The 24,690-nt window shown below is 69.2% G+C and carries 24 protein-coding genes; 15 read left to right on the top strand and 9 right to left on the bottom strand.

What is annotated here, in order from left to right:
• Positions 1–6: 6 nt before the first annotated feature.
• From ACW172_RS00415 to ACW172_RS00405, 3 genes are read left to right on the top strand one after another with little or no spacing between them, the layout of a single operon-like run.
• Positions 7–684, top strand: a complete 678-nt coding sequence (locus tag ACW172_RS00415) for a winged helix-turn-helix domain-containing protein (protein ID WP_492033230.1) — start codon at positions 7–9, stop codon at positions 682–684.
• Positions 671–2,071 (top strand): sensor histidine kinase, encoded by a 1,401-nt coding sequence (locus ACW172_RS00410; RefSeq protein WP_492033229.1) that lies wholly within the window; start codon positions 671–673, stop codon positions 2,069–2,071. Before ACW172_RS00415 ends, ACW172_RS00410 begins: the two co-directional genes overlap by 14 nt.
• 14 nt (positions 2,072–2,085) lie before the next feature.
• Entirely contained in the window at positions 2,086–3,099 is a 1,014-nt protein-coding gene (locus tag ACW172_RS00405; RefSeq protein WP_492033228.1) for a YncE family protein, read from the top strand.
• A 21-nt stretch (positions 3,100–3,120) separates the two neighbouring features.
• Here the strand turns inward: ACW172_RS00405 and ACW172_RS00400 are convergent, their stop codons facing one another.
• Entirely contained in the window at positions 3,121–4,359 is a 1,239-nt protein-coding gene (locus ACW172_RS00400; RefSeq protein ID WP_492033227.1) for a hypothetical protein, read from the bottom strand.
• 395 nt (positions 4,360–4,754) lie between these two features.
• On the opposite strand from ACW172_RS00400, the gene ACW172_RS00395 reads away from it, so the two are divergent.
• The 7 genes from ACW172_RS00395 (at position 4,755) to ACW172_RS00365 (ending at position 12,915) form a co-directional block, all read left to right on the top strand.
• The gene (locus tag ACW172_RS00395; protein WP_492033226.1) at positions 4,755–5,003 is read left to right on the top strand and encodes a potassium-transporting ATPase subunit F; all 249 of its coding nucleotides are present in this window, start codon (positions 4,755–4,757) and stop codon (positions 5,001–5,003) included.
• A gap of 16 nt (positions 5,004–5,019) precedes the next feature.
• Positions 5,020–6,723, top strand: a complete 1,704-nt coding sequence (kdpA, locus tag ACW172_RS00390; RefSeq protein WP_492035029.1) for a potassium-transporting ATPase subunit KdpA — start codon at positions 5,020–5,022, stop codon at positions 6,721–6,723.
• A 13-nt stretch (positions 6,724–6,736) separates the two neighbouring features.
• Positions 6,737–8,797, top strand: a complete 2,061-nt coding sequence (kdpB, locus tag ACW172_RS00385) for a potassium-transporting ATPase subunit KdpB (protein ID WP_492033225.1) — start codon at positions 6,737–6,739, stop codon at positions 8,795–8,797.
• Positions 8,798–8,808: 11 nt separating this feature from the next.
• Positions 8,809–8,967 carry a hypothetical protein gene (locus tag ACW172_RS00380; protein ID WP_492033224.1) on the top strand — a complete coding sequence of 53 codons (159 nt, stop codon included), beginning with the start codon at positions 8,809–8,811 and terminating at the stop codon, positions 8,965–8,967.
• Positions 8,968–8,971: 4 nt separating this feature from the next.
• Positions 8,972–9,547 (top strand): potassium-transporting ATPase subunit KdpC, encoded by a 576-nt coding sequence (gene kdpC, locus ACW172_RS00375; protein WP_492033223.1) that lies wholly within the window; start codon positions 8,972–8,974, stop codon positions 9,545–9,547.
• Between the two features lie 76 nt (positions 9,548–9,623).
• Positions 9,624–12,218, top strand: a complete 2,595-nt coding sequence (locus ACW172_RS00370; RefSeq protein WP_492033222.1) for a DUF4118 domain-containing protein — start codon at positions 9,624–9,626, stop codon at positions 12,216–12,218.
• 7 nt (positions 12,219–12,225) lie between these two features.
• Positions 12,226–12,915 carry a response regulator gene (locus ACW172_RS00365; protein ID WP_492033221.1) on the top strand — a complete coding sequence of 230 codons (690 nt, stop codon included), beginning with the start codon at positions 12,226–12,228 and terminating at the stop codon, positions 12,913–12,915.
• Between the two features lie 286 nt (positions 12,916–13,201).
• Here ACW172_RS00365 and ACW172_RS00360 read toward each other — a convergent pair whose 3' ends face one another.
• Complete coding sequence (locus ACW172_RS00360) at positions 13,202–13,573, bottom strand: DUF1622 domain-containing protein (RefSeq protein ID WP_492033220.1); 372 nt, start codon at positions 13,571–13,573, stop codon at positions 13,202–13,204.
• Between the two features lie 172 nt (positions 13,574–13,745).
• On the opposite strand from ACW172_RS00360, the gene ACW172_RS00355 reads away from it, so the two are divergent.
• Positions 13,746–14,222: a YidH family protein gene (locus tag ACW172_RS00355; RefSeq protein WP_492033219.1), complete on the top strand. Its 477-nt coding sequence runs from the start codon at positions 13,746–13,748 to the stop codon at positions 14,220–14,222.
• A gap of 122 nt (positions 14,223–14,344) precedes the next feature.
• On the opposite strand, the gene ACW172_RS00350 is transcribed toward ACW172_RS00355, so the two are convergent.
• The gene (locus ACW172_RS00350) at positions 14,345–14,557 is read right to left on the bottom strand and encodes an SHOCT domain-containing protein (protein WP_492033218.1); all 213 of its coding nucleotides are present in this window, start codon (positions 14,555–14,557) and stop codon (positions 14,345–14,347) included.
• Between the two features lie 188 nt (positions 14,558–14,745).
• On the opposite strand from ACW172_RS00350, the gene ACW172_RS00345 reads away from it, so the two are divergent.
• Entirely contained in the window at positions 14,746–15,603 is an 858-nt protein-coding gene (locus tag ACW172_RS00345; RefSeq protein ID WP_492033217.1) for a bestrophin-like domain, read from the top strand.
• A gap of 3 nt (positions 15,604–15,606) precedes the next feature.
• Here the strand turns inward: ACW172_RS00345 and ACW172_RS00340 are convergent, their stop codons facing one another.
• Together ACW172_RS00340 and ACW172_RS00335 are read right to left on the bottom strand one after the other, a co-directional pair.
• Positions 15,607–16,524, bottom strand: a complete 918-nt coding sequence (locus ACW172_RS00340) for an HAD family hydrolase (protein ID WP_492033216.1) — start codon at positions 16,522–16,524, stop codon at positions 15,607–15,609.
• Between the two features lie 98 nt (positions 16,525–16,622).
• A complete protein-coding gene (locus ACW172_RS00335) occupies positions 16,623–17,723 on the bottom strand; it encodes a sensor histidine kinase (RefSeq protein WP_492033215.1) in 1,101 nt (366 codons plus the stop codon).
• 171 nt (positions 17,724–17,894) lie between these two features.
• Here ACW172_RS00335 and ACW172_RS00330 point away from each other — a divergent pair, with 171 nt between their 5' ends.
• Positions 17,895–18,482 carry a response regulator gene (locus tag ACW172_RS00330; protein WP_492033214.1) on the top strand — a complete coding sequence of 196 codons (588 nt, stop codon included), beginning with the start codon at positions 17,895–17,897 and terminating at the stop codon, positions 18,480–18,482.
• Between the two features lie 193 nt (positions 18,483–18,675).
• Entirely contained in the window at positions 18,676–19,623 is a 948-nt protein-coding gene (locus ACW172_RS00325; protein ID WP_492033213.1) for a formylglycine-generating enzyme family protein, read from the top strand.
• Positions 19,624–19,929: 306 nt separating this feature from the next.
• Here ACW172_RS00325 and ACW172_RS00320 read toward each other — a convergent pair whose 3' ends face one another.
• The 3 genes from ACW172_RS00320 to ACW172_RS00310 are packed head-to-tail and all read right to left on the bottom strand — an operon-like array spanning position 19,930 to position 20,876.
• On the bottom strand, positions 19,930–20,136 hold the full coding sequence (locus ACW172_RS00320; RefSeq protein ID WP_492033212.1) for a hypothetical protein: 207 nt from the start codon (positions 20,134–20,136) through the stop codon (positions 19,930–19,932).
• Positions 20,137–20,139: 3 nt separating this feature from the next.
• Entirely contained in the window at positions 20,140–20,553 is a 414-nt protein-coding gene (locus ACW172_RS00315; protein WP_492033211.1) for an SRPBCC family protein, read from the bottom strand.
• Positions 20,550–20,876: an ArsR/SmtB family transcription factor gene (locus ACW172_RS00310; RefSeq protein WP_492033210.1), complete on the bottom strand. Its 327-nt coding sequence runs from the start codon at positions 20,874–20,876 to the stop codon at positions 20,550–20,552. The genes ACW172_RS00315 and ACW172_RS00310 overlap by 4 nt, the downstream gene beginning before the upstream one ends.
• A 137-nt stretch (positions 20,877–21,013) precedes the next feature.
• Here ACW172_RS00310 and ACW172_RS00305 point away from each other — a divergent pair, with 137 nt between their 5' ends.
• Positions 21,014–24,292, top strand: coding sequence for a S41 family peptidase (locus tag ACW172_RS00305; RefSeq protein ID WP_492033209.1), 3,279 nt, complete (start codon positions 21,014–21,016; stop codon positions 24,290–24,292).
• Between the two features lie 21 nt (positions 24,293–24,313).
• On the opposite strand, the gene ACW172_RS00300 is transcribed toward ACW172_RS00305, so the two are convergent.
• Entirely contained in the window at positions 24,314–24,679 is a 366-nt protein-coding gene (locus ACW172_RS00300; protein ID WP_492033208.1) for a YdbL family probable chaperone protein, read from the bottom strand.
• Between the last annotated feature and the right edge of the window lie 11 nt (positions 24,680–24,690).

Genomic DNA, 24,690 nt, shown 5'->3' with positions numbered 1-24,690 from the left:
GCGGGCATGAAGGTGCTGGTCGTCGAGGATGACGAGCGCACCGCGTCCTTCATTGCGCGGGGCCTGGTCGAGACCGGTCACACCGTCGATGTGGCGAAGACGGGCGACGAAGGCGTGCAGATCGGCATGGCCGGCGCCCATGACGTCATCGTCATGGACCGGATGCTGCCGGGCGTCTCGGGGCTTGAGGCCATCGGCCTGTTGCGCGCCGAGGGGATCAATGCCCCGGTTCTGGTGCTGACGGCTCTGGGCTCGATCGAGGACCGGGTCTCGGGACTGGAAGGCGGCGCCGACGACTATCTGGTCAAACCCTTCGCCTTCAGCGAACTTCTGGCCCGGCTGAACGCCCTGGTGCGCCGTCCGCCCCTGACCAGCCAGAACGACGTCATCCGCATCGCCGACCTGTCGATCGACACCCGCCGCCGCAAGGTGACCCGGGCCGACAAGCGCATCGAGCTGACGCCGCAGGAGTACAAGCTGCTGGAGTTCCTGGCGCGCCGTGTGGGCGAGACGGTGACCCGGACCATGCTGCTGGAAAGCCTGTGGGGCTTCCACTTCGACCCCCGCACCAACATTGTCGACGCCCATGTCAGCCGGCTGAGGTCCAAGGTCGACCGCGGCTTCGACATCGAACTTATCCGCACCCTGCGGGGTGTGGGATATGTGCTCGATGAACCGGAATAGAGCCCCCGCCAAACTCTGGCAGACCACCACCTTCCGGATGGCCATGGTCTTCGCGGCGGTGTTCGGCATCGGGGCGGCCCTGCTGCTGGTGGTGCTCGACGTCGCCGTCGGCCGCTTCGCCGAGGAGACTGCGCGCGACGCCCTGCGCGATCAGGTCGCGGTCCTGGTCGCCGACGCCAACGCCGAGGGCGGACCCGCCCTGATCGCCTCCCTGAAGGAGCATGTCGCGGGCGGCCAGCCCGAGCGCTTCAGCTATCTGGTCGTCACCCCGTCCGGCCAACGACTGGCGGCGGGCCTTCCGGCCTCCGTCGAACAGATCCGGGGCGAGGCCAGCATCCATGTCCCCATGGCCGCGGAAGAGGACGAGTCCGTCGACAGCAACGATATCGAGGTCATCGTCCTGACGGACCGGGCCCGGGACGGCACCTTCATCGCCGTCGGCCGCGACACCTATGCCCTGGAGGAGCTGCGCCAGTGGCTGCACCGGCTGGCCATCATCGGCGGCCTGGTCATCGTCCTGCTGGCCCTGATCGGCGGGGCGGCGGCGGGGGCGGTCCTGCTGCGTCGCCTGCAGGGCGTGACCGATGCGGCCGGGCGGGTGATGAGTGGCGACCTCAGCGAGCGGCTGCCGTCGCTGGGCATCGGGCGCGAGTTCGACGATCTGGCCGACACCCTGAACGCCATGCTGGAGCGGCTGGAGAGCGCCATGGAGGCGATCCGCCAGGTGTCGGCGGACGTCGCCCACGACCTGCGCACGCCCCTGACCCGCCTGCGCAACCGGCTGGAGGACGCCCAGGCCGCGCCCGCAGGGGCGCGCGACGACCTGCTGACCGACGCCGTCGGCGAGACGGATCGCCTGCTGGAGATCTTCGCCGCCCTGCTGCGTCTGGCCCAGATCGAGGGCGGGACCAGCCGCCGCTTCGCCGTCTTCGACCTCGTCCCGACGGTGGCCGAGGTGGTCGAGGCCTATCAGCCCGCCGCCGACGAGGCCGGCTGGACCCTCAGCTTCGTCGCCGATCCGGAGGCGGTGGTCGAAGGCGACAGCGCTCTTCTGGCCCAGGCGGTCGCCAGCCTGATCGACAACGCCCTGACCCATGGCGCGCCGGGAAAGGCCATCTCGGTCGCCGTCAACAGATATGCCGATGAGGCTACGATCACCGTCGCCGACGATGGTCCCGGCGCCCCCGAGACAGAGCTGGTCAATCTGACGCGCCGCTTCTACCGGCTGGATCGCAGCCGCCACACGGTCGGCTCGGGTCTTGGACTTTCCATGGTCTCGGCCATCGCCACCCTGCACGGCGTTCCACTGCGGATCACCAATCGTCATCCCGGCCTGGCGGTCTCCCTGACCGTGCCGACACCTTCAAACACGCTTCCCCCCGCCTGAGAGAGAGAGTTCCAATGCCCCGGATCGTTCTTGCCGCCCTGACTGCCGTCGGCCTGCTCGCGAGCAGCGCCGCCTTCGCTGAAAGCCCCGCGCCCGGCTATCACATCACCGCCCATCTGCCCGGACCGGATGGGGGCTGGGACTACGCCAGCTTCGACGCCGCGCGGAACCGGGTGCTGGTCGCACGCTCGACCGCCGTGGACGCCTTCGATCTCGGCGCGGGCGGCGCAGGGGTGGTCATCGAACCGGCGGCGAGGGGGCACGCGGCCCTGACCGTCAACGCCGGCTCGGAGATCCTGATCACCAACGGCGACACCGCCAGCGCCGTCTTTGTCGACGCCAGCAACGGTTCGCCCGTCGCCACGGTCCAGACGGGGCAGGGGCCCGACGCCGTCGCCGTCGATACCGCGTCCGGGACAGTGCTGGTCATGGATCATCGCGGCGGCCAGATCGACCTCATCGACAGCCGCACCCACCAGTCGCTCGGCCGCATCGAGGTCGGCGGCGCGCTGGAGGCCGCCGCTCTCGACGGCAAGGGCCACGCCTTCGTCAATGTCGAGGACAGAAACGAGATCGCCGTGGTCGACATCGCCGCGCGGACGGTCACCGGCCGCTACGCCTTGCCGGGCTGCGAAGGCCCGACCGGCATCGCCTATGCGACCGGCGAGGACCTGCTGATCGTCGCCTGCGACGGTGTCGCTGATCTGGTCCGCGCCTCGACTGGCCAGACGGTGCGCACGATCGAAATCGGCGACGGCGCCGACGGCGTCGCCTACGACCCGAACCGCAAGCGCGCCCTGATCCCGGCGGGCGAGAGCGCCACCCTGTCGGTGCTCCAGATCGCCAACGGCGACGCGACCCTGGTCCAGACCCTGCCGACCCGTAGCGGCGGGCGCACCATCGCCCTGGATCCCGCCAGCGGAGACGCCTTCATCCCGACCGCCCTGTTCGCGCCCGCAGTCGAGGGGCATCGGGCGGCGATGGTCCCGGGCAGCTTCGAACTGCTGGTGGTGACGCCGGGGTCCTGACGGGGCGGTCAGTCCCCGCGATCAGTCCATGCCGAACGACCAGGCGTGGCCGAACTGCAGGTACCATATGAAGCCGCCGGGGCCCCAGGCGAAGTCGGCTCCGGCGTCCATGCCCAGCCTGCGAGCGAGGCGATAGCGGAAGCCGACGCCGCCTGACCAGATGTCGCCTGTATCCTGGAAGGTGCGGCGGTCGCCGCTCTCGGCGGACCCGTATCCGGCGAAGGCCAGCAGGGACCAGCGCGGCGAGACCTGCCAGGTCGTCTCCACCTCGGTGCTGACGGCGGTCATCCCCTGATACTCCGCCTTCTGAACCCCGCGCAGGTTGACGGCGGGGGCGTAGAAGAAGGGGAAGTCGTCGCGGATGGCGTCGACCTCGACCTTGGCGCCGTAGCGCACCGGACCGCGGATCTGGCCGAAGACGTAGAGGTGGGCGCCGAAGATCTCATAGTCCCGATCGCTGCCGAAGGCCTCGCGGTTGAACCTGCCCTCGACGGAGGCGTTCGCGCCGCGCGTGGGGGTGACGGCGTTGTCGCGGCTGTCGAAGTGAAACCCCAGGCCCAGGGCGCCGGTTTGCAGGGTCCTCCCGAAATCGTCCGCGACATCCTCCGGCATGAAGCTGGTGTTGATCGAGGACGTCAGCTTGCGGAAGTCGAACACCGGCCCGATCGAGAAGCGGTCGTCGCTGAAATGCCAGAGCGCTGAGCCGACGATGCCGTAGTCGTACTGGCTTGTGTATTCGACGCCGCCGGGGGCGAAGGCGGGATAGGCAGCAAGGGTGATCTCGCCGGTGGCGACACCGAAGCGGTAGTTCAGCCGTCCGTCGAAGGCATAGCCGCTCTGGAAATAGCCGAGGCCCTCGGAGCCGTTGCCGGTCCGGAAGGCGCCGATGACGTGCCGCGTCACCTGACGCGGGTTCTGCGGACTAGCCTTGACAAAGGCCAGGGCCACGCCGCCGCCGCCGTCCACCGCCGGCTCGGTGATGATGATCGGCACGGGGACGAAGCCGCCCCTGGCCAGGAAGGCCGAGAAGTCGAGGTCGTGGTCCTCGGGGTCGATGAACTGGCTGAAGAAGCCGGGTTTGACGGGCGAGGGCGCTACCGGGGCGTCGGCCTGCGGGGCCGGGGTCGGGGCGATCTCCACGACAGGGGTAAGGGCCGGTTCGGGATCGGAAGCCCGAGCGTGACTCGCCTGAGCCGCAAGGCTGGCGCAGGCCGCGGCGCCGAGAGCGATCCGTCGGGTCCGGGTCTGTCTGCGGCGCACGATCGCGGTCCCTTCCTGTCCGTCGCCACTCTGGGGCGGCGACCCTCAGGGCGGCATCCGGGAAAACCCCCGGCCCGAAGCAGGGGATTGCCGGTGGGGAAGGGAGAAGCGGGCTAGAAGGGGTCCGCCAGCGCCTTGTTTGCCGCCAGAAGCGCGACGACCAGCAGCAGGCGCACCAGAACCATGGGGACCAGTCCGGGGATCGAGGCGCGCATCCTGTCTGCTCCTGGAATCGGGCGGTCATGCCCGTCGGCGTCTGGCCGTACACGGAGTGGATCACCGTCTGGCCAGCGTGAGGCCTGGACCTTATCCCCGGCGGGTCGAACCGCCATCGGGATAAACCCTGACCGGGGTCTGACCGACCCGACCGGGGAGCCGAACCTTATGCTCCCCTTATGCGCGGGGCGGCTTTCCGCATCGCCCCGTTACGCTGGAATATGGTCCACCCGCCTCCTGATTTTCCGGAGGCGCCGAATGGCCGATCTTTTGTTTCTCGCGCTGGGCGGCGGGGCGTTCGTCGCCTTCGCCGTCCTCGTTCATGCCCTGAAGAGGATCGGCTGATGATCGCCATTCTCTGGGGCACCGGCGCCGTGGTGGTCGCCGTCTATATGGTCGCGGCCCTGCTGCGGCCCGAGCGGTTCTGAAGGAGCCGCCGTCATGATGACCATCCAAGGCTGGGCGGAGATCGCCCTGACCCTCTTCCTGTCGGTAGCCCTGGCCTGGCCGCTCGGGATCTATCTGTCGCGCGTCTGGAACGGCGAGCGCACCTGGCTCGACCCCGTGCTGCGGCCGGTCGAGGGCCTGTTCTACAGGGCGGCGGGCGTCGACCCGCAGCGCAGCCAGGGCTGGGTCGGCTACGCCTCGGCCCTGATCGTGTTCAACGCGGTCGGCTTCTTCCTGCTCTATGCGATCCTGAGGCTGCAGAACCTCCTGCCGCTGAACCCGCAGGGTTTCGACGGCATGTCGGCGCATCTGGCCTTCAACGCCGCCGTCAGCTTCGTGACCAACACCAACTGGCAGTCTTATTCGGGCGAGGCCGCGGCCTCGACCTTCAGCCAGATGGCCGGCTTCACGACCCAGAACTTCCTCTCCGCCGCCACAGGCGCGACCATCGCCGCCGCCTTGGCCCGCGCCTTCGTCGCCAATCGCGGGGAGGGGGTCGGCAACTTCTGGGCCGACCTGACGCGGACCACCCTCTATCTGCTGCTGCCGCTGTCGATCGGTCTGGCCATGGTGCTGGTCGGTCTGGGCGTGGTGCAGAGCCTGGCGGCTTCGGCCTCCGCGACCGGCCTCGAAGGCGGATCGCAGACGCTCGCCCTGTTCCCGGCCGCCAGTCAGGAGGCCATCAAACAGCTGGGCATCAACGGGGGTGGCATCTTCAACGCCAACTCCGCCCATCCGTTCGAGAACCCGTCGCCCCTGACCAATCTGATCGAGAGCGTCTCGATCAACGTCCTGGGCTGGGCCGCCTTCTTCGCCTTCGGCCGCAGCGTCCTGGCCAGAAAGGACATCCGCGCTCTCGTCGCCGCCGCCTTCGTCCTGCTGGCGACCTGCACCGCGGGGATGTACGTCGCCGAAACCCAGCCTGCCCCGGCCCTCGTCGCCGCCGGGATCGCGCAGCCGCTCAATATGGAGGGCAAGGAGGTCCGTCTCGGCGTGGCTTCGTCTGTCGCCTGGGCCGGCCCCACGACCGGCGCCTCCAACGGCTCGGTCAACGCCATGCACGGCAGCTTCATGCCGCTGTCGGGCGGTCTGCAGATGTTCCTGATGCAGCTGGGCGAGATCCTGCCCGGCGGGATCGGTTCGGGCATCGCGATCATGGTCGTCATGGCCATGCTGGCGGTCTTCGTCGCCGGCCTGATGGTCGGCCGCACCCCCGAGTATCTCGGCAAGAAGATCGAGGCGCGCGAGATCCAGTTCGCCATGATCGCGGTGCTGGTCCTGCCGCTGGCCATTCTCGGCTTCACGGCGATCGGCGCGGTCCTGCCCGAGGCGCTGAAGGGGCTCCTCAACAGCGGGCCGCACGGGCTGTCGGAGATCCTCTACGCCTACACCTCGGCGGCGGCGAACAACGGCTCGGCCTTCGCGGGTCTGACCGCCAACGCCCCCTGGTGGAACACGACGCTGGGGATCGGGATGCTGGCGGGGCGGTTCGTTCCGGCCGTCGCGGTCCTCGCCATCGCCGGCGCCCTGGTGGTCAAGCCCAAGCTCGCGCCCAGCGCCGGCACCCTGCCGACCGACGGCCTGCAGTTCATCGGCCTGCTGATCGGCGTCATCCTCATCCTGGGCGGGCTGCAGTTCTTCCCGGCCCTCGCCCTTGGACCCATCGTCGAGCATTTCCAGATGCTTGGCGGGCTCCACTGATCGGATATCTGAAATGACCTTCGCCAATCCTGATACCGTCGGCGAGACGCACAAACCCCTCGCGGGCGGTCTGTCCGGCGCCATGCTGGGCCGCGCCCTCAAGGACGCCGTCATCAAGCTGAACCCGAAGCACCTGCTCCGGAATCCGGTCATCTTCGTCACCTGGATCGTCGCCCTGCTGGCGACGGTCTCGGCGGCCGGGGCGGTCGCCTCGGGGCACTCCGCGAGCTTCGCCGTCCAGCTGGCCCTGTGGCTCTGGGCCACGGTCCTGTTCGCCAACGTCGCCGAAAGCGTCGCCGAGGGCCGGGGCAAGGCCGCTGCTGACTCCCTGCGCGCCACCCGCGTCACCACCCCGGCCAAACTGATCGATCCGGCCACCGGCAAGGTCTCGGAGACCCCCGCCGGCGACCTGACCATCGGGTCGATCGTTCTGGTCGAGGCCGGCGATGTGATCCCGTCCGACGGCGAGATCGTCGAGGGCGTGGCCTCGGTCAACGAGGCCGCGATTACCGGCGAGAGTGCGCCCGTCATTCGAGAATCTGGCGGCGACCGCTCCGCCGTCACCGGCGGCACCACGGTCGTCTCCGACTGGATCAAGGTGCGGATCACCTCGGCCCCTGGCTCGACCTTCCTTGATCGGATGATCGCCATGGTCGAGGGCGCGGACCGTCGCAAGACGCCGAACGAACTGGCCCTGTCGGTCCTGCTGGCCGGCCTGACCCTGGTCTTCCTGATCGCGGTCGTGACCCTGCTGGGCCTCGGCGCCTATTCGGGCGTGAAGCTGGATCCCATCGTGCTCGGCGCCCTGTTCATCACCCTGATCCCGACCACGATCGGGGGGTTGCTGTCCGCCGTCGGCATCGCCGGCATGGACCGGTTGCTGAAGGTGAACGTTCTGGCCACCTCGGGCCGCGCGGTGGAGGCGGCAGGCGACGTCGACACCCTGCTGCTCGACAAGACCGGCACCATCACCTTCGGCAACCGCATGGCGACCGAGGTCATCCCGGTCCCGGGCGTCCGCCCCGAGGCCGCCCTGCGCGCCGCCGTCACCGCCTCCCTCGCCGATGAGACGCCGGAAGGCCGCTCCATCGTCGAACTGGGCCGCAACAGCGGGATCACGGCCGAGGCGCCCGCCGGCGCCAAGGTCATCCCCTTCACCGCCGTGACCCGCCAGTCGGGTCTGGAGAGCGGCGGATCGTCGTGGCGAAAGGGCGCGGTCGATGCGGTGCTCAAGTCGCTGAATCTGACCGAGGCCGCGGCCCCGGCCGAGTTCCGCGCCGCCGTGGACCGCATCGCCCGCTCGGGCGGCACGCCTCTGGCCGTGACCGAGAACGGCGCCCTGGTCGGGGTCATCCACCTGAAGGACGTGGTCAAGCCGGGGGTGAAGGCCCGCTTCGCCGAGCTCCGCGCCATGGGCCTGCGCACCGTCATGATCACCGGCGACAACCCGGTGACGGCGGCGGCGATCGCCTCGGAAGCGGGTGTCGACGACTACCTCGCCGAGGCCACGCCCGAGGACAAGATGCGGCTGATCAAGGCCGAACAGGCGAAGGGCCGGCTGGTCGCCATGTGCGGCGACGGCGCCAACGACGCCCCGGCTCTGGCCCAGGCCGACGTCGGCGTCGCCATGCAGACCGGCGCCCAGGCCGCGCGTGAGGCCGGCAACATGGTCGATCTCGACAGCGACCCGACCAAGGTCATCGAGATCGTCGAGGTCGGCAAACAGCTGTTGATCACCCGTGGCGCCCTGACGACCTTCTCGATCGCCAACGACGTGGCCAAGTATTTCGCCATCATCCCGGCGATGTTCGTGGTCGGCCTGCCGGCGCTGGGCGCGCTGAACATCATGCGTCTGGGATCGCCCGAAAGCGCCATCCTGTCGGCGGTGATCTTCAACGCCCTGGTTATCGTCGCCCTGATCCCTCTGGCCCTGCGTGGTGTGAAGTATCGCGCGGTCGGCGCCGGCAAGCTGCTGGGCCGGAACCTGCTGATCTACGGCCTCGGCGGACTGGTCGCGCCCTTCGCGGGGATAAAGGCCATCGACCTGATCATCACCGGTCTGGGTCTGGCGTGAGAGCGAGCCCCATGCCCCGAAACACGTTCAAGGCCGCCGGAAAGAACGACGTCTGGTTCGCCCTGTTCGTCATCGCCGCCGTCGTGGTCGTCAGCCTGCTGGCCCACGCCGATCGCACCCACGCTCCCGACCGCCCGGGTCCCGTCCCGGCGGCGGTTCTCAAGGACTGAGACAATGGTCAACCAACTGCGTCCCGCCATTGTGATGATGGCGCTTTTCACCCTGGTTCTGGGGCTGGCCTATCCGCTGGCGATCACCGGCTTCGCGCAAGGGCTCTTCCCGGCCCAGGCCAACGGCAGCCTCGTCCGCGACGCCTCGGGCGCGGTGCAGGGTTCGGCCCTGATCGGCCAGCCGTTCGCCGAGGCTCGCTACCTGCATTCGCGGCCGTCGGCGGCGGGCAAGGGCTATGACGGCGTCTCGTCCTCGGGCTCCAACTACGGCCCGCTGAACGCCGATCTGGCCGAGCGGGTGAAGACGACAGCCGACACGATCCGCGTCGACGACGGCGTGCGCGCCGTGCCCGCCGACGCCGTCACCGCCTCGGCCTCGGGGCTCGACCCGGACATCTCACCGGCCTACGCTCACGCCCAGGCGGCGCGCATCGCGACCGCCCGGGGCGTGCCAGCAGCCGAGGTCCAGAGCGTGATCGATCAGCATACGCAAGGCGCCTTGCTCGGCTTCATCGGCCAGCCGCGCGTCAATGTCCTGATGGCCAACCGCGCCCTCGACGCCCGCTTCCCGGCCTCCTGATTTGACGGACGCCGCGCCTGAGCCTTCGCTGAAAGCCGCTTCCCGGAAACGGGGGCGGCTGAAGGTCTTCCTCGGCATGTCGCCGGGGGTAGGCAAGACCTATGAGATGCTTCGCGCGGCCCGACGTCGGAAGGCGGAGGGCCTCGACGTCGTCGTGGGCCTGGTCGAGACCCATGGGCGCAAGGAAACGGCCAGCCTGCTGCGCGGGCTGGAGGTTCTCGCGAGGAACCCGATCGACTATCGCGGCCGGACCCTGCTGGAGTTCGACATCGACGGCGCCTTGGCCCGGCGGCCCGGCCTGCTGCTGGTCGATGAATACGCCCATTCCAACGCCCCGGGCTCGCGCCATCCCAAGCGCTGGCAGGACGTCGAGGAGATCCTCAAGGCGGGGATCGACGTCTGGACGACGCTGAACGTCCAGCATCTGGAGAGCCTGTCCGACGTGGTCCTGCGGATCACCGGGGTGCGTCAGCGCGAGGCCGTGCCCGACGTCGCCCTGAGCCGGGCCGACGACATCGAGGTGGTGGACATCACCCCCGACGAGCTGCGCACCCGGCTGGCCGACGGCAAGGTCTATGTGCCCGAGACGGCGCGCCTCGCGTCAGAGAAGTTCTTCAAGGTCGAGACCCTGACGGCCCTGCGCGAACTGGCGCTGAGGCGGGCGGCCCAGACGGTCGACGACCAGCTTCTGGTCCATCTGCGCGAGCAGGGGACGGCCGGGCCGTGGGCGGTCAATGAGCGGATCCTCGTCCTGGTCGGCGGCGACGCCATGGCCCAGTCGCTGGTGCGGACCGGGCGGCGCATGTCGGACATGATGATGGACGCGCCCTGGACCGTGGCCACGGTCGACCGCGCGACCCGCTCGGCCGAGGGCGACGCCCGGCTCAGCGCCGCCCTGAAGCTGGCCGAACAGCTTGGCGCCCGCACCGTGACCCTGAGCGGCGAGGACGTGGTTCGCGCGGTCATGGACCACGTCCAGCGCAACCATGTGACCCAGATCGTGCTGGGCAAGGGCCGCGACAGCCGGCTGCGCGACCTGTTCGGCAAGTCCCTGGCCGCCGAACTGCTGCGGTCCGCGAAAGGCGCGGCGATCCACATCGTCACCGAAGGCGTGGAGGCCAGGGGCGTCGACCCCGTCACGCCGGTGAAGGTCAGTCTGGCGAGCCGGCTGGGCGGCTGGCGCGGCTATCTGGACGGTGCGGTCTTCGTCGGGGCCGCGACGGCGGCAGCCGTGCCTCTGGACCGGGGCTTCGAGCGCGTCGATCTGGGTGTCATCTATATGGCGGCGGTGGTCACCACCGGCGCGCTGAGAGGCTCGAGGCCCGCGCTGGCGGCGGCGACCCTGGCCTTCCTGACCTACAACTTTCTGTTCCTGCATCCGCGCTACAGCCTCGCCATCGGCTCGCCGACGGATGTGCTGACGCTGGTGGTCTTCTGGGGCGTAGCCCTGCTGACCGGGGCGCTGGCGGGGCGGATGCGCGAGCAGGCGCAGGCGACGAAGCGCCGCGCCTCGGCCGTCTCGGCCCTGCTGGGCGCCAGTCAGGCCCTGGCCGCCGCCGACGACCGGGTCCAGACCGCCCGCATCCTGGCCGAACAGACCGCCGAGGCCGCCGGCGCCCGCGCCGTAGTCCTGCTGCCGGAGGGCGAGGACATCGCCATCGCCGCCGGGGCTCCCGATGCGCCGACGCTCGGCGCCGCCCCCATGGCCGCCGCCCGCTGGGCCTGGGAGCATGGGGAGGCGGCGGGCTTCGGGACCGGCACCCTGCCGCAGTCCAGCTGGACCTTCCGCCCCCTGCAGGGGGTGCGCGGCCGCTCCGGCGTGGCGGGCATCGAGGCCGAGGCGCTCGCGCCCGGCTCGGACGAGGAGCGGCTGGCGCTGGCGTTGCTGGATCAAGGCGCCGTCGCCATCGAGCGCGCCGAGCTGGCCGGGCAGGCGCTGGAGGCCGAGACCCTGCGCCGCGCCGACCGCTTCCGCGGCGCCCTGATGAACTCGGTCAGCCATGATCTGCGGACGCCGCTCTCGACCGTGCTGGGCTCGGCGACGACCCTGATCGACTTCGGCAAGACCCTGACCCCCGCCGTCCGCGCCGACCTGCTGCTGTCGATCCGTGAGGAGGCAGAGCGGCTGAACCGCTATGTCGGGGACCTGCTGGACATGACCCGGCTGGAGGGCGGCGGGCTGAACATCAAGGCCGACTGGACCGACGTCCGCGACGTCCTGAACGCGGCGGCCGAACGCGTCGGGCGGCGGCTGTCGACCCGCGTCCTGACCCGCGACTTCCCGGCCCAGCTCAGCCTCGTCATGGTCGATCAGGGGCTGCTGGAGCAGGCGGTGGTCAACATCCTGGAGAACGCCATCGCCTACAGCCCCGACGGCTCGACGGTCGAACTGGCCGCCTATGAGGACCGGGGCGCGGTGGTCATCTCCATCGAGGACGAGGGCAGGGGCATCCCGACCGAGGAACTGGAGCGGGTCTTCGACAAGTTCCGCCGCATGGAGGAGCCTTCGGATCGCTCGAAAGGGGCCGGACTGGGTCTGGCCATCTCGAAGGGCTTCGTCGAGGCCATGGGCGGGCGGATCGCGGCGGCCAGCCCGATCGCCGACGGCCACGGGACCCGCGTGCTGATCAGTCTGCCCAAGGCCATCGCGACCCACCGCGAGCTGCTATAGAGGCCCCATGTCGGCTGTCCGTCCCCGCGTCCTCGTCATCGACGACGAGGCCCAGATCCACCGCTTCCTGTCCCCGGCGCTCGACGCCGCCGGCTACGAGCCGCGCCGCGCCGACAGCGGACAGGAGGGCTTACGCGCCATCGCCCTGTGGAGCCCCGACGCCGTGGTGCTGGATCTCGGCCTGCCCGACATGGATGGCAAGGACGTGCTGACGCGGGCGCGCGAGTTCTATGCCGGGCCGATCATCATCCTGTCGGCGCGCGACAAGGAGGCGGAGAAGATCGAGGCCCTCGACCGGGGCGCCAACGACTATGTCGAAAAGCCCTTCGGGGTGGGGGAGCTGCTGGCCCGCATCCGGGTCAGCCTGCGTCAGGCGCCGGCCGCCGCCGAGGCGGGGCAGCCGCTGAGCGTCGGCGTCCTCAGTATCGATCTGGAGCACCGCCGGGTGCTCAGGGACGGGGCGGCGGTCAAGCTGACGCCCAAGGAGTTCGACGTCCTGGCCTGGCTGACGCGCCACGCCGGCAAGGTCATCGGCCACCGCGAACTGCTGACCGCCGTCTGGGGCGCGGCCCACGTCGAGGACACCCAGTATCTGCGCGTCGTCATCGGCCAGTTGCGTCAGAAGCTGGAACAGGACCCGGCCCATCCCGCGGTCATCCTGACCGAGCCGGGCGTCGGATATCGTCTCGAGGCCTGAGAATCTCGGGGTTCGTGAGGCCGCGTATCAGGGTTCGACCGGATGGGTTTCGGGGCGGGTTCAGTGTCTTATGAGTTTGCCCGATAGCCCGGTAGCCCCCCAACCGCCGGATGTCGTCGGGTCCCGGAACGCCCCAACTCCCGGGCGCACTGCGGCCCCGCGTTCTCCGACGCGGGGTCGTTTTTCCGTTTGACCATAGCCCGTAGCCGTAGCCCATGGCGCGGAACGCAAAGCGGCCCCGCGCTGGAAGACGCGGGGCCGTTGGCCGTGGCCGGGATGTCCGGCGTCACGCCTCGGTCGCAGGCGCTCCAATCCCCGCGATCGCGGTCGTCTCGCTCATGGAGTCCAGGTCCCGCTCCAGGAAGAAGTTGAGCAGGGTCCGGATGGCGGCGATAGCGGCCAGCTGGCCGATATCGGTCCAGTTGGGGGCGACGGCGGTGTCGGCGATGTCGGCCGCCAGGGCGAACTCCAGCGCCAGCATCAGCCACACGGCCAGGGCGATCCAGGGCGGCTTGAAGGCGATGCCCGGACTGCCCTTGATCAGGGGACCGACGCACAGGGCCGCGGCCTTGATCGCGCCGATCGCCACGCAGAGGACGGCGAGAAACTCGCATCCCAGCGAGACGGCGCCCGCGACGTCCTTGAAGATCTCTTCCATGGCTCACCTCCTGACGGTGGCGAGGAGACCCGGATTTCCGACGGACCGGGATCGGGTCAAACCCTGCCGCGAGGCTCCCGGGCCTCATGGAGGCAAGGCTGGGGGAAAGACCTGATCGTCAGGCCGGGAAGGGCGGCGTTGGATGGAGGCCCGTCATCCAGGAGCCGTCCGCATGTCCGACAAATCGGTTGAAGACAGCCAGTTCATCGCCGGCTCTCCCTCGGTCGAGCTCTCGTCCAATCGCACCAGCCTGTCGTTCGAGCGGACGCGGATGAGTGCGGACCGGACCCTGATGTCGATCGTCAGGACGTCCCTGTCCCTGATCAGCTTCGGCTTCACCATCTTCGAGGCCTTCCGCCAGTTGCAGAAGAGCGGCGCGATGCCGTCGATCAGCTCGGGGCCGCGTAATCTCGGCATGGCCCTGGTCAGTCTGGGCGTCCTGCTGCTGATCATGGGCATCGTGTCCCACATGCATTTCGGGCGCGGCCTGAACAGCCGGCGCGAGCGGCTCTACGGCGCCCATCTGCTGCACAGCGACATCCACTATTCGGCGACGCCGACCTTCGTCATCGCCTTCCTGCTGCTGGCGGTCGGGGTGGTGGCGATCGCCTTCATGGCGGCCCGCCCGCTGATCGCGGGCGGGGCCTGATCCGCGAAAGCCTGAGAAGCAAACGCCCTATACGCGAAGGCAGGGGCGCCGCAGCAGGCGACGGCCAGGCCGAGCAGGATGGACAGGGCCGAAAGGCCTCGGCGCACGGCGGGATCCCGGGTCTAGTTGTGGCGCAGGATCTGGGCGCGCTTGGCGTCGTATTCCCGCTGGGTGATGACCCCGGCGTCGAGGGCGGCCTTCAGGTCGATGAGCTGCTGGCCGGTGGTCTGGGTCTCTATGGCGGTGGTGGACGAGCCGCCGCCGCATGCGGCGAGGCCGAGGGAAGTGGCGATCGCCAGGGTGGCGGCGATGCGGGCGGGTGTCGGTCGTTGCATGGCGTGTCTCCAGGTGGAGCTTCACACTGCGATCATCGCCCCCGGGCGCCACTCGGGTCGAACCCTCACCGCCCGAGGGGCCTCAAACCCTTGGAACGCGGGGCGGATCACAGGCCCGACTAGGGAATCCGACCGATAGGCGCCGCCCGCCCGGAAGCGCCACCCTGGCGGTCACGGAGGGCTGAAGCATGAGCAGTGGACTCACGGGCGCGCTGGACGCGACCCCGCTATGGATCGTCGGCATCGGCCTGATCGCCGCCATGGGCGCGACGGCGACGATCGGCTGGCTGGCCCGGCGCTGGATGGAGAGCCGCGCCGGCAGCGGCGACGAGAAGGCCTCGGGGCAGGAGGGCTATATCGTCTCGGGCGTGCTGGGCCTGCTGGCCCTGCTGCTGGGCTTCACCTTCTCCCTGGCGATCGAGCGCTACGAGGGCCGGCGCGCCCTGGTGCTGGAGGAGGCCAATGATATCGGCACGGCCTATCTGCGCGCCCAGCTCCTGCCGTCGCCGAATCGGGACCGGGTCAGCGGCATTCTGGTGGCCTATACCGACAACCGGATCGCGCTGGGAACGACCGAAGCGCCCGGGGAGCGGCGCGACACCCTTGTGCGCCAGAACGACCGGCTGCTGACCGACCTCTGGGCCGAGACGGTGGCGGTCATGCCCGCCATCCGCGACGCCGAGTTCTCGGGAGCCTATGTGGAGTCCGTCAATGCGGTCATCGACATGGACACCGCCCGCAAGGTCGCGCGCGGCCTGCATGTGCCGTCGGAGGTCTTCGTCCTGCTGCTGATCTATCAGATCGTCAGCGCGGGCGTGCTCGGCTTCGTCCTGTACGGGCGGCACGGGGTGGCGCTGACCGGCCTGTTGGGCCTGCTCTTCACCCTGTCCCTGCTCCTGATCATGGATATCGACCGTCCCGTCTCGGGCGGGGTGCGGGAATCCCAACGGCCGATGCTGATCCTGAAGGACTCCCTCGCGGTCCAACCGCCCCGGATCTTCGACCGCACGGTCGAGGGGGCGTCGGCGGATCCCGGAGCCTTCTAGGGTTCAGGCGAAGATGGTGCGCCAGTCCCGGGCCATGGACACCAGGGTCAGTCCCAGCCGCCCGGCCTGATCCAATCCCTCGACCAGGGGGCTGAGCTGGTTCTCGCGGTCGTAGATCGCCTCGCGCAGGGCGTCGTCGTGGTGCAGCATCAGCGCCAACCCCGGCGAGGGGCCTCCGAGAGCGTAGCGCAGCATCGGCAGGTCGCTGTCCGAACTGCCGAAGGCGAGCACCGGCCGGCGTCCGATATGGTCGGCGATGGCCTCGACCTTGGCCTCGCCGTCGTTGAACAGGCGCACGATCGGTAGTTTGAACAGGGCCGAGCCGCCTTGGGCGTCGAACCTCTGCTCCATGCAGCCGGAGCTGCCGATGACCCTTTCGGGCGGGATGCCGTACAGGCGTTCGCAGAAGACCCGAATGAAGTCCGCGCCGCCCGCTGAGACGATCCAGCAGTGGAAGCCGCTTTCGCCCAGGAACTGAAGCAGTTCACGCTGGGGCTGGTAGGCGAGGTCCGCACAGTGGCGGATCAGCTGGGGGTTGGGCGTCTCCGCCAGCCAGTCCTCGACGCGGCGCTCGAACTCGGCCAGCGAAAGGCCGGCGTCGATCAGAGTCGTCGCCTCGAACACCGCTCGGCGGCCCAGGCGATGCGCCGCCGCCGCATCGCGTTCCAGCAGGGTGAGGAAGGGCTCGCGGTCCCGCAGCGACGGCGCGCTGTCGGCGAGCCGTTCGAGGCTTTCCCGGGCGAACAGGGTCTGCACCGTCGTGGGGGTTTCGCACCACAGGGTCCCGTCATGGCCGAAGACGGCGATGCGGTCCTCGGGCGCGATGAAACGGGCGCTCGACGGGTCGGTCGTCATGGCGACGAGGTTCAGGACGGCGTTCCGGGCGGGGCCGTCCCTCCATGAGGGCAGGATCGCGGACATGGCGGCTTCCAGACAAACTCGGAAGACCACATCACATATGGTGACAGCCAGGCATCAGGTCAGACCCTTGTGCCGGCGCCGGAAACGCCCGGCGGGGCTCAGGCCCGGCGCGACCGCCTGGGGGCCGTGACCGAGACGCAGACGCCGCGGCCATTGGAGTCCAGCCTCAGGGCGCCGCCCAGGGAGGTGATCCGGGACCGCATGCTGGCGATGCCCACCCCGCCGCCCTTCATCGCCAAAGCCAGCTGGGCGCTGTTCATGCCGCGCCCGTCGTCGGTGATCGTCAGGCTGACCTCGGTAGGCAGGGTGGTCAGTTCGACGTTGACCGTCTGGGCGTGGGCGTGCCGATGCACGTTCATCAGCGCCTCCTGGGCGATGCGGAACAGGGCGACCTCGGTGTCGAAGGGCAGGAAGGCGCCGTTCAGGCGAACGTCCAGTTCGATAGCCAGCCCCGTGCGGCGCGAGAAGCCCTGGGCAAAGCGTCGCAGGGTCTGCTCCAGCCCCTGTTCCTCGATCGAGGGCGGATGCAGCAGATAGGCGAAGGTGCGCATCTCGTTCTGCACCGAGCTCAGGGTCTCGCGCATCTCCTTGACGATCGCGCGGTCGCCGCCTTCGGGCCTGGCCTCGAGCGAGCCCAGCAGCATGTCCAGGGCGACCAGGTGCTGGATGGTGGAGTCGTGGAGCTCGCGGCCGATCCGGCGGCGCTCGGCCTCCTCGGCGTGGATGATCCGCCGCTCCAGATCCTTGATCAGGGCCGGGGCGTAGTCGGCGGTCACCTCGACGGCGGCGCCGATGATCTGGCGGGCCCGCGTCTCTCCCGGCCGGGCCAGCAGGCGCGACCGCAGGTGCAGCCAGCAGATGCGATCGTCGGCCTGGGGCACGGAGATCACCGCATCGGCCATCTCTCCGGGCGGCAGGTTGTGCAGCGTCTTCAGATGGCCGTTGAGGATGGCGACGTCCGACGGCGACAGCCGACGTCGCAGTCCGGCGAACCGGAACGAGCCGTCGCCCGGGACCAGCAGACGCTCGAGGAAGGCGTCCATATACTTCGGCCGACCGGTCTCGAGATCGAGGATATAGGCCATGCCCGGCGACAGGCCGGAGCCATGGTGATGATCCGCCACGGTGGGCGGGCGCGCACCGTCAGCGTCGAACGACGCCGTGACGGTCGCGCGGGTTCGAGCATCGGCCCCTGACAAAGCCGCCTCCTGAATAGCCCTTGTGCGAGACGTATAACACAACTCCTAGGGGTTTTTTCGGATATACTGAAGTTATTCGACCCCTAATGGTTTTTCCTGACACGGGTCGACGGGGAGGGTGCTGTGCTCAGGATACTATTGGCGGACGACCATGAAGTCGTTCGCCGCGGGGTGAGTGAGATCATCTCCGCCAATCCAGCGTGGGAGGTGGTCGGAGAGGCCGCCGACGGCGATACGGCGTTCGAGATGGCGCTGAAGCTGCGGCCGGACATCGCGGTTCTCGATGTCTCTCTGCCGCACATGAACGGGGTCACGCTGACGCGCCGGCTCAAACAGGAGGCGCCGGAGATCTCGGTGCTGCTGTTCACGATGCGGGACGACGACGAGACGGTGAACGAGGGGCTGGCGGCGGGGGCCAAGGGCTATATCCTCAAGACCGACACCCAACAGCATCTGAGCGCGGCCATCTCGGCGATCGGGGCGCGGCGGCCGTACTTCTCGCCCTGGGTCTCGGAGCTGTTGCTGGACGGCCTGGTCCAGGACCGCAAGCGGTCACGGCTGAAGACCTTCACCGTGCGGGAGCTGGAGGTCGCCCAGCTGATCGCCGAGGGCCAGTCCAACAAGGCCATCGCCCGCGACCTGAACATCAGCGTCAAGACGGTGGAGACCCACCGGGCCTCGGCCATGCGCAAGGCCGGGGTCAGGACCGCCGGCGAGTTCGTCCGGTTCGCCATCAAACAGCATCTGATCACGCCCTGACGGGCGAGTGGTCCGGCGGCCACAGAAGCCCACGAGCCTGCTGTTTTCGGGCGATCTTCGGGGTTTGACCCGATCTTTCGAGGCGCGGCGGCGGGTCACTGTGGCGGTCAGTCGAGGGAGACACCACCATGCCGATCACAGGCCCGTCCGAGGCGCGACCTACCATGGCCCGCGCCCATCAGGAGCGACCGCATTGAGCGCCCGGGCGCGCAAGGCGGATCCGCGCCGCCCGGCCCGCGTGGAACTGCCCGCCGGGCTGTTCATGATGGGGTCGGACGACCACTATGCCGAGGAGGCGCCGGTCCATGCGGTCATGGTCGATTCCTTCGCCATCGACCTCCATCCGGTAACCAACCGTGACTTCGCCGAGTTCGTCGAGGACACGGGCTGGACCACCTTCGCCGAGATCCCGCCGGACCCGAAGGACTATCCGGGCGCGCCGCCCGAGATGCTGCAGCCGGCGTCGCTGGTGTTCACCCCGCCGCCCGGCCCTGTGCCCCTGCACGACATCCGCGCCTGGTGGCATTACCTGAACGGAGCGAACTGGCGGAACCCGCGCGGTCCGGGCACGACCCTGGACGGGCTGTGGGATCACCCGGTGGTCCATGTCGCCTGGGCCGACGTGGCAGCCTATGCCCGCTGGGCCGGGGCCGAGATCCCGACCGAGGCCGAGTGGGAGTACGCGGCGCGGGGCGGCAGCGACAGCGCCTATGCCTGGGGTGAGGAGTTCGAGCCCGGCGGCCGGGTCATGGCCAACACCTGGCAGGGGGACTTCCCCTGGAACAACCGCAAGCCGGAGGGCCGACGCTACACCAGCCCGGTCGGGTCGTTCGATCCCAACGGCTTCGGCCTGTACGACATGATCGGCAACACCTGGGAATGGACCCAGGACTGGTGGTCGACCGACGCCCCGGTCAGCCGGGCCTGCTGTGCGCCGAAGAACCCGCGCGGAGGGGAGCTGGAGGCCAGCTTCGACCCGGCCCAGCCCAGCATCCGCATCCCGCGCAAGGTGCTGAAGGGCGGGTCGCACCTGTGCGCCCCGTCCTACTGCCGGCGCTACCGGCCGGCGGCGCGGCACGCCCAGCCGGTCGACACCTCGACCTCCCACGTCGGCTTCCGCTGCGTGGTCCGGCACGGCTGAGGGCGTCGGTTTGCACTCGAAAAAAGTGAGTGCAAAAAGTGCAATTTTGAATGTCAGTCCTGAGGTTGTCTGGATAAGGCTATGATTTTAAAGGGCCGGTATCGCGATAAGGGATTGCACTCGGGCGTGGCCCCGGAGTGCAGTCGGCGCCACGTTCGCGGACGCCCTGCGCCATGTTGTCAAAGACCGAACGGACATCCTGACACAGCCGCGAACCATGCTGAACCGATTGGCCCGTGTGGACACCAAGGCCGTATGATTTCAGCCGTTTAAGGTCGCGGGCGGCGCCAGGTTGAGCTCGACCGTTCAGCCGGGCGTCCGCCTCCAGCGCGCGACATAGGGCAGGGCGAACAGATACAGGCCCGACACCAGCAGCAGGATCAGGGGGAAGAGGGCCAGAAGGCCGATCCAGACCGCCTGGGCCTTCTGGATCAGGGCGACGATGTTGACGATCACCGCCAGGGTGAAGGCGATCGACAGCCAGCGGTGCGTCTGACGGATCAGGGCGTTCATGGCTCAGCCCTCTCGCGTCAGCAACTGGTCGAGGTTGTCGAGGAACTTCGCCCAGCCGAACTTCGCCCCGCCCGAGGCCTGCTTCTGCTCCGGACGGAAGCCGGCCTGCTCCATGCGCAGATGCACGCCGCCGTCGGTGGGCGTGAGGGTGAAGGTGACCACGCTCTTCAGGGCGAAGGCCGGGTCCTCGCTGTCGAAGTCCCAGCTGTAGGCCAGGGTGCGGTTCGGCTCGAGCGTCAGGACCTGGCAGTCCAGCACCCCGCCCCAGTCGCCGCGCAGCTTGAACCCGTGGCCGACCTCGGGGACGAAGTCGTTCTTCATCAGCCATTCCTCGATCAGGTGCGGCTGGGTCAGGGCGCGCCAGAGCTTCTCGGGCGAATGCGGGTATTCCCGCTCGACGATAACGGATTCAGTCATTGGTCCATCCTGTTCAGCAGGTCTCCGAGGCCGTCGAGACGGGCCTCCCAGAAGTCGGTCATGTCGCGAGTCCAGTCGGTCAGGGCCGACAGGGCGCCGGGGCGGGCGCTGCAATACGTCTGGCGGCCCTCGTGCCGGTCGCTGACCAGCCCGGCCTGACGCAGCACGCCCAGATGCTTGGACACCGCCGGCTGGGACACGCCGGCCCGGGCGGTCAGGGCGCCGACCGTCTGTTCGCCCTCGCGGCACAGGCGCTCGAACAGCGCCCGGCGCGTCGGGTCGCCGAGGGTGCGGAACAGGAGGTCGGGGTCGGCGGGGGTCATGAAAATCGATAACTTTGTGGTTATGGATTATCCCATAACTGACGGGTTATGGGTTGGTCAAGCGGCTTGACAAGCGCGGCCATTCGCCGCGCGATGCGCGCCTGATCCAAGACGACTTCCCCCGGGGCGAAAACCACATGAAAACCAACCAGGCGGCGACCCTGATCGCGGTCGCCCTGATGCAGCTTTTCGTCCAGGGCCAGGCGTTGGCGCAGACCTCCAACGCCCAGACCGTGGGGGAGGCGAGGCCGTCGCTGGCCGAGCCCAGCCTGTCGGCGGACGGCAGTCAGATCGCCTTCGTCTCGGGCGGCGACATCTGGGAGGTTTCGGCCTCGGGCGGGGTGGCGCACCTGCTGGTGACCGACGCGGCGACGGAAGGGCGGCCTCTGTATTCGCCGGACGGGACCAAGCTGGCTTTCACCTCGACGCGCGGCGGCAACGCCAACATCTACATCCTCGACCTGGCCAGCGGCGCGACCACGCGGGTGACCTATGCCGAGGCCAATGAGGAGCTGGACGCCTGGTCGGCGGACGGCAAGTGGCTCTACTTCGCCTCGGGCATCAACGACGTGGGTCGCCAGCCCGACATCTTCCGCGTCGCCGCGACCGGCGGCACGCCGCTGGAGGTCAGCCGCGAGCAGTATCTGTCGGAATTCCAGGCCGCGCCCTCGCCGGACGGATCGTCCATCGCCCTGATGGCGCGGGGACTGAGCAACGGCCAGTGGTGGCGCAACGGCCATTCCCACATCGACGAGACCGAGATCTGGGTGAAGCCGATCGCGGCGGACGGCGCCTATCGCAGGCTGCTGGCCGACGAGGCCAAGCACGCCTGGCCGATGTGGAGCCCGGACGGCCGCACCCTGTTCTTCATGAGCGACGCCTCGGGGTCTGAGAACCTGTGGCGCATTCCGTCGGGGGGCGGGGAGGCCGCGCAGGTGACCCGGTTCACGAGCGGGCGCTTCCTGTATCCGAACATGGCGGCGAACGGCTCGGCGGTGGTGTTCGAACGCGACTTCGGCGTCTGGAAGGTGGATCCGGCGACGGGGCAGGCGGCGGCGGTGCCGATCACCCTGCGCGGCGCCTCGGCGGCCGAGAGCCAGCGCCACGTCACCCTGACGAACTTCGAGCGGATGGCCCTGTCGCCAGACGGGAAGAAGGTCGCGGTCCTGGCCCATGGCGAGCTGTTCGCGGTGGGGTCCAAGGACGGCGGCCCGGCCCAGCGCGTGACCACCAGCCTGGCCGCCGAGCGGGAGATGGTCTGGTCGCCGGACTCGCGGAAGCTGCTCTATGTCACCGAGCGCGGTCTGGACCATGTGATCGCCCAGTACGATTTCGAGACCTCGACCGAGACCCTGCTGACGACCTCGGGCATGGCTTCGGCGATCGCCTATGCGCCGGACGGCAAGTCGATCACCTATGTGACCGACGCGAAGGAACTGCACGTCATGACCCTGCCGACGGCGGGTCAGGCGGCCGTGGATCGGGTGCTGTTCACCGGCGCCCTGGCGACGGACGAGCGCGGGCCGACGCCGGTCTGGTCGCCGGACAGCAGATGGATCGCCTTCCCGGTGGTTGACCGCCGGTCCTTCACCAACGTTCATGTGGTCGCGGCGGCGGGCGGTGAGGCTCGTCCGATCAGCTTCCTGGCCAATGGCCAGATGGGCAAGATCGTCTGGTCGCCGGACGGGAAGTTCATCCTGTTCGACACCTCCCAGCGCACCGAGGACTCGCGGATCGTGCGCATCGACCTGCTGCCGCATGTGCCGAAGTACCGGGAGGACGCCTTCCGCGACCTGTTCAATCCGGAGGCGCCCAAGACCGAGACGCCGGATGCGCCGTCGACCACGCCTCCGGCGGCGACACCGCCCGCAGCGGGCTCCGCTCCCGCCGCCAGCCGGCGCGCGGCCCCGCCGGCCACGCCGCCGCGCACGCCGCCGGTCAGCGTCTCCATCGTCTTCGACGGCATCCGCGAGCGGGCGACCCTGCTGCCGCTGGGCCTCAACGCCGACGGGCCGGTGATCAGCAATGACGGCAAGACCCTGGTCTTCCGCGCCAGCGAGCGGGGGCAGGAGAGCCTCTATTCGTGGTCGCTGGACGAGCTGGCGACCGAGCCGCCGGTGGCCCAGCAGATCAGCTCCACCCCCAAGCCCAAGCCGGACTTCTATCTGACCGGCGACGGCAAGACCCTGTTCTATCTGGACGGCGGTTCGGTGGTGACGACCCCGCTGGAGAGCCCGCGCGCCAAGACCATCGGCATCCAGGCCCAGATGGACGTCGACTTCGCCCGCGAGAAGCAGGTGGTGTTCGACCAGACCTGGAGCACCCTGAACCGCAACTTCTTCGACCCCAACTTCAACGGCCAGAACTGGACCGCCCTGCGCGCCCGGTTCCAGCCCTATGTCGCGGGCGCGCGGACCAGTGACGAGCTGCGCCGGACGCTCAATCTGATGATCGGGGAGCTGAACGCGTCCCACTCGGGCATGGGGGCGCCGCGCGGCTCGGTTCCGACCGACCGGATCGGCGACCTGGGCCTGCGCTTCGACCGGGAGGCCTATGAGGCCGGGCGCGGCCTGATCGTGCGCGAGGTGGTCAATCTGGGCCCGGCCTTCATCGCCGGCGCGATCAAGGTCGGCGACCGGATCGTCAGCGTGAACGGCCAGCCGATCGAGGCGAACACCAATCTCGACGCCCTGATGCAGAACCAGGTCGGCGACCGGGTGGTGCTGGGCTTCACCAACGCCACGGGACGGCATGAGGCCATCGTGCGGCCGGTGGGGGCGGGAACGGCCTCGGGTCTGGCCTATCGTCAGTGGGTGGCGAGCCGCCGGGCCTATGTCGAGCGGGCCTCAGGCGGGCGGCTGGGCTATGTCCATATGGCCGACATGTCGGCGGACAGCCTGAACCAGCTCTATCTGGACCTCGACAGCCAGAACCAGGGCAAGGAGGGCATCGTCATCGACATCCGCAACAACAACGGCGGGTTTGTAAACGGCTATGCGCTGGACGTCTTCTCGCGCCGCAACTTCCTGCACATGACGCCGCGCGACCTGTTCACCCTGCCGAGCCGTCAGGCGCTGGGGCAGAGGGCGCTGGACAAGCCGACGGTGCTGGTGACCAACGAGTCCTCACTGTCGGACGCCGAGGACTTCACCGAGGGCTATCGCACCCTGGGTCTGGGCAAGGTGGTGGGTCAGCCGACGGCGGGCTGGATCATCTTCACCGGCAGCGAGCGGCTGATCGACGGTTCGACCGTGCGTCTGCCGGGATCGCGGATTCAGGGCTCGGCGGGCGACGATATGGAGATGCACCCGCGCGCGGTCGATCAGAACGTCGAACGGCCTCTGGGCGAGACCCTGGCGGGCCGGGACGCCCAGCTGGACGCGGCGATCGCCCAGTTGCTGAAACCGGCGGGGTGATCCCCGCCGGTCAGGCTTTTCCTAGCGCTGGACCCACTGGCCGGCGGCGTTCCTGTACCACTGGCCGGAGCTGACGCGGCCCAGAAGCTGGGTCTCGAACATCCGGGCGCCTGCGATTTCCGTCGTGGTGCCGGCCTCGGCGGCGCTGCGGGCGTAGACGCCGCGGCGGCCCGAGTTGGTGGCCTCGATGGCGGCGCGGAGCTCGGGGCTGGCGGAGGTGCGCACCCCGACATAGCCGTCGGCCTGTTCGCCCACGGTCCCCTGCGCCTTGGCGGCGTCGATCATCGCCTTTTGCTCGGAGGTCTGGGCCATGGCCGTGGTGGCGACGGCGCCGACGGCCAGAAGGGCGACGGCGGCGGCGGCGACGAGAATCTTGCGGAAGGTCATCTGCTGAATCT

It is taken from the genome of Brevundimonas sp. ALps5 (assembly GCF_058681645.1).
The sequence above is the reverse complement of the archived record's forward strand: the minus strand, read 5'-3'. Positions and strand labels throughout refer to the sequence as shown.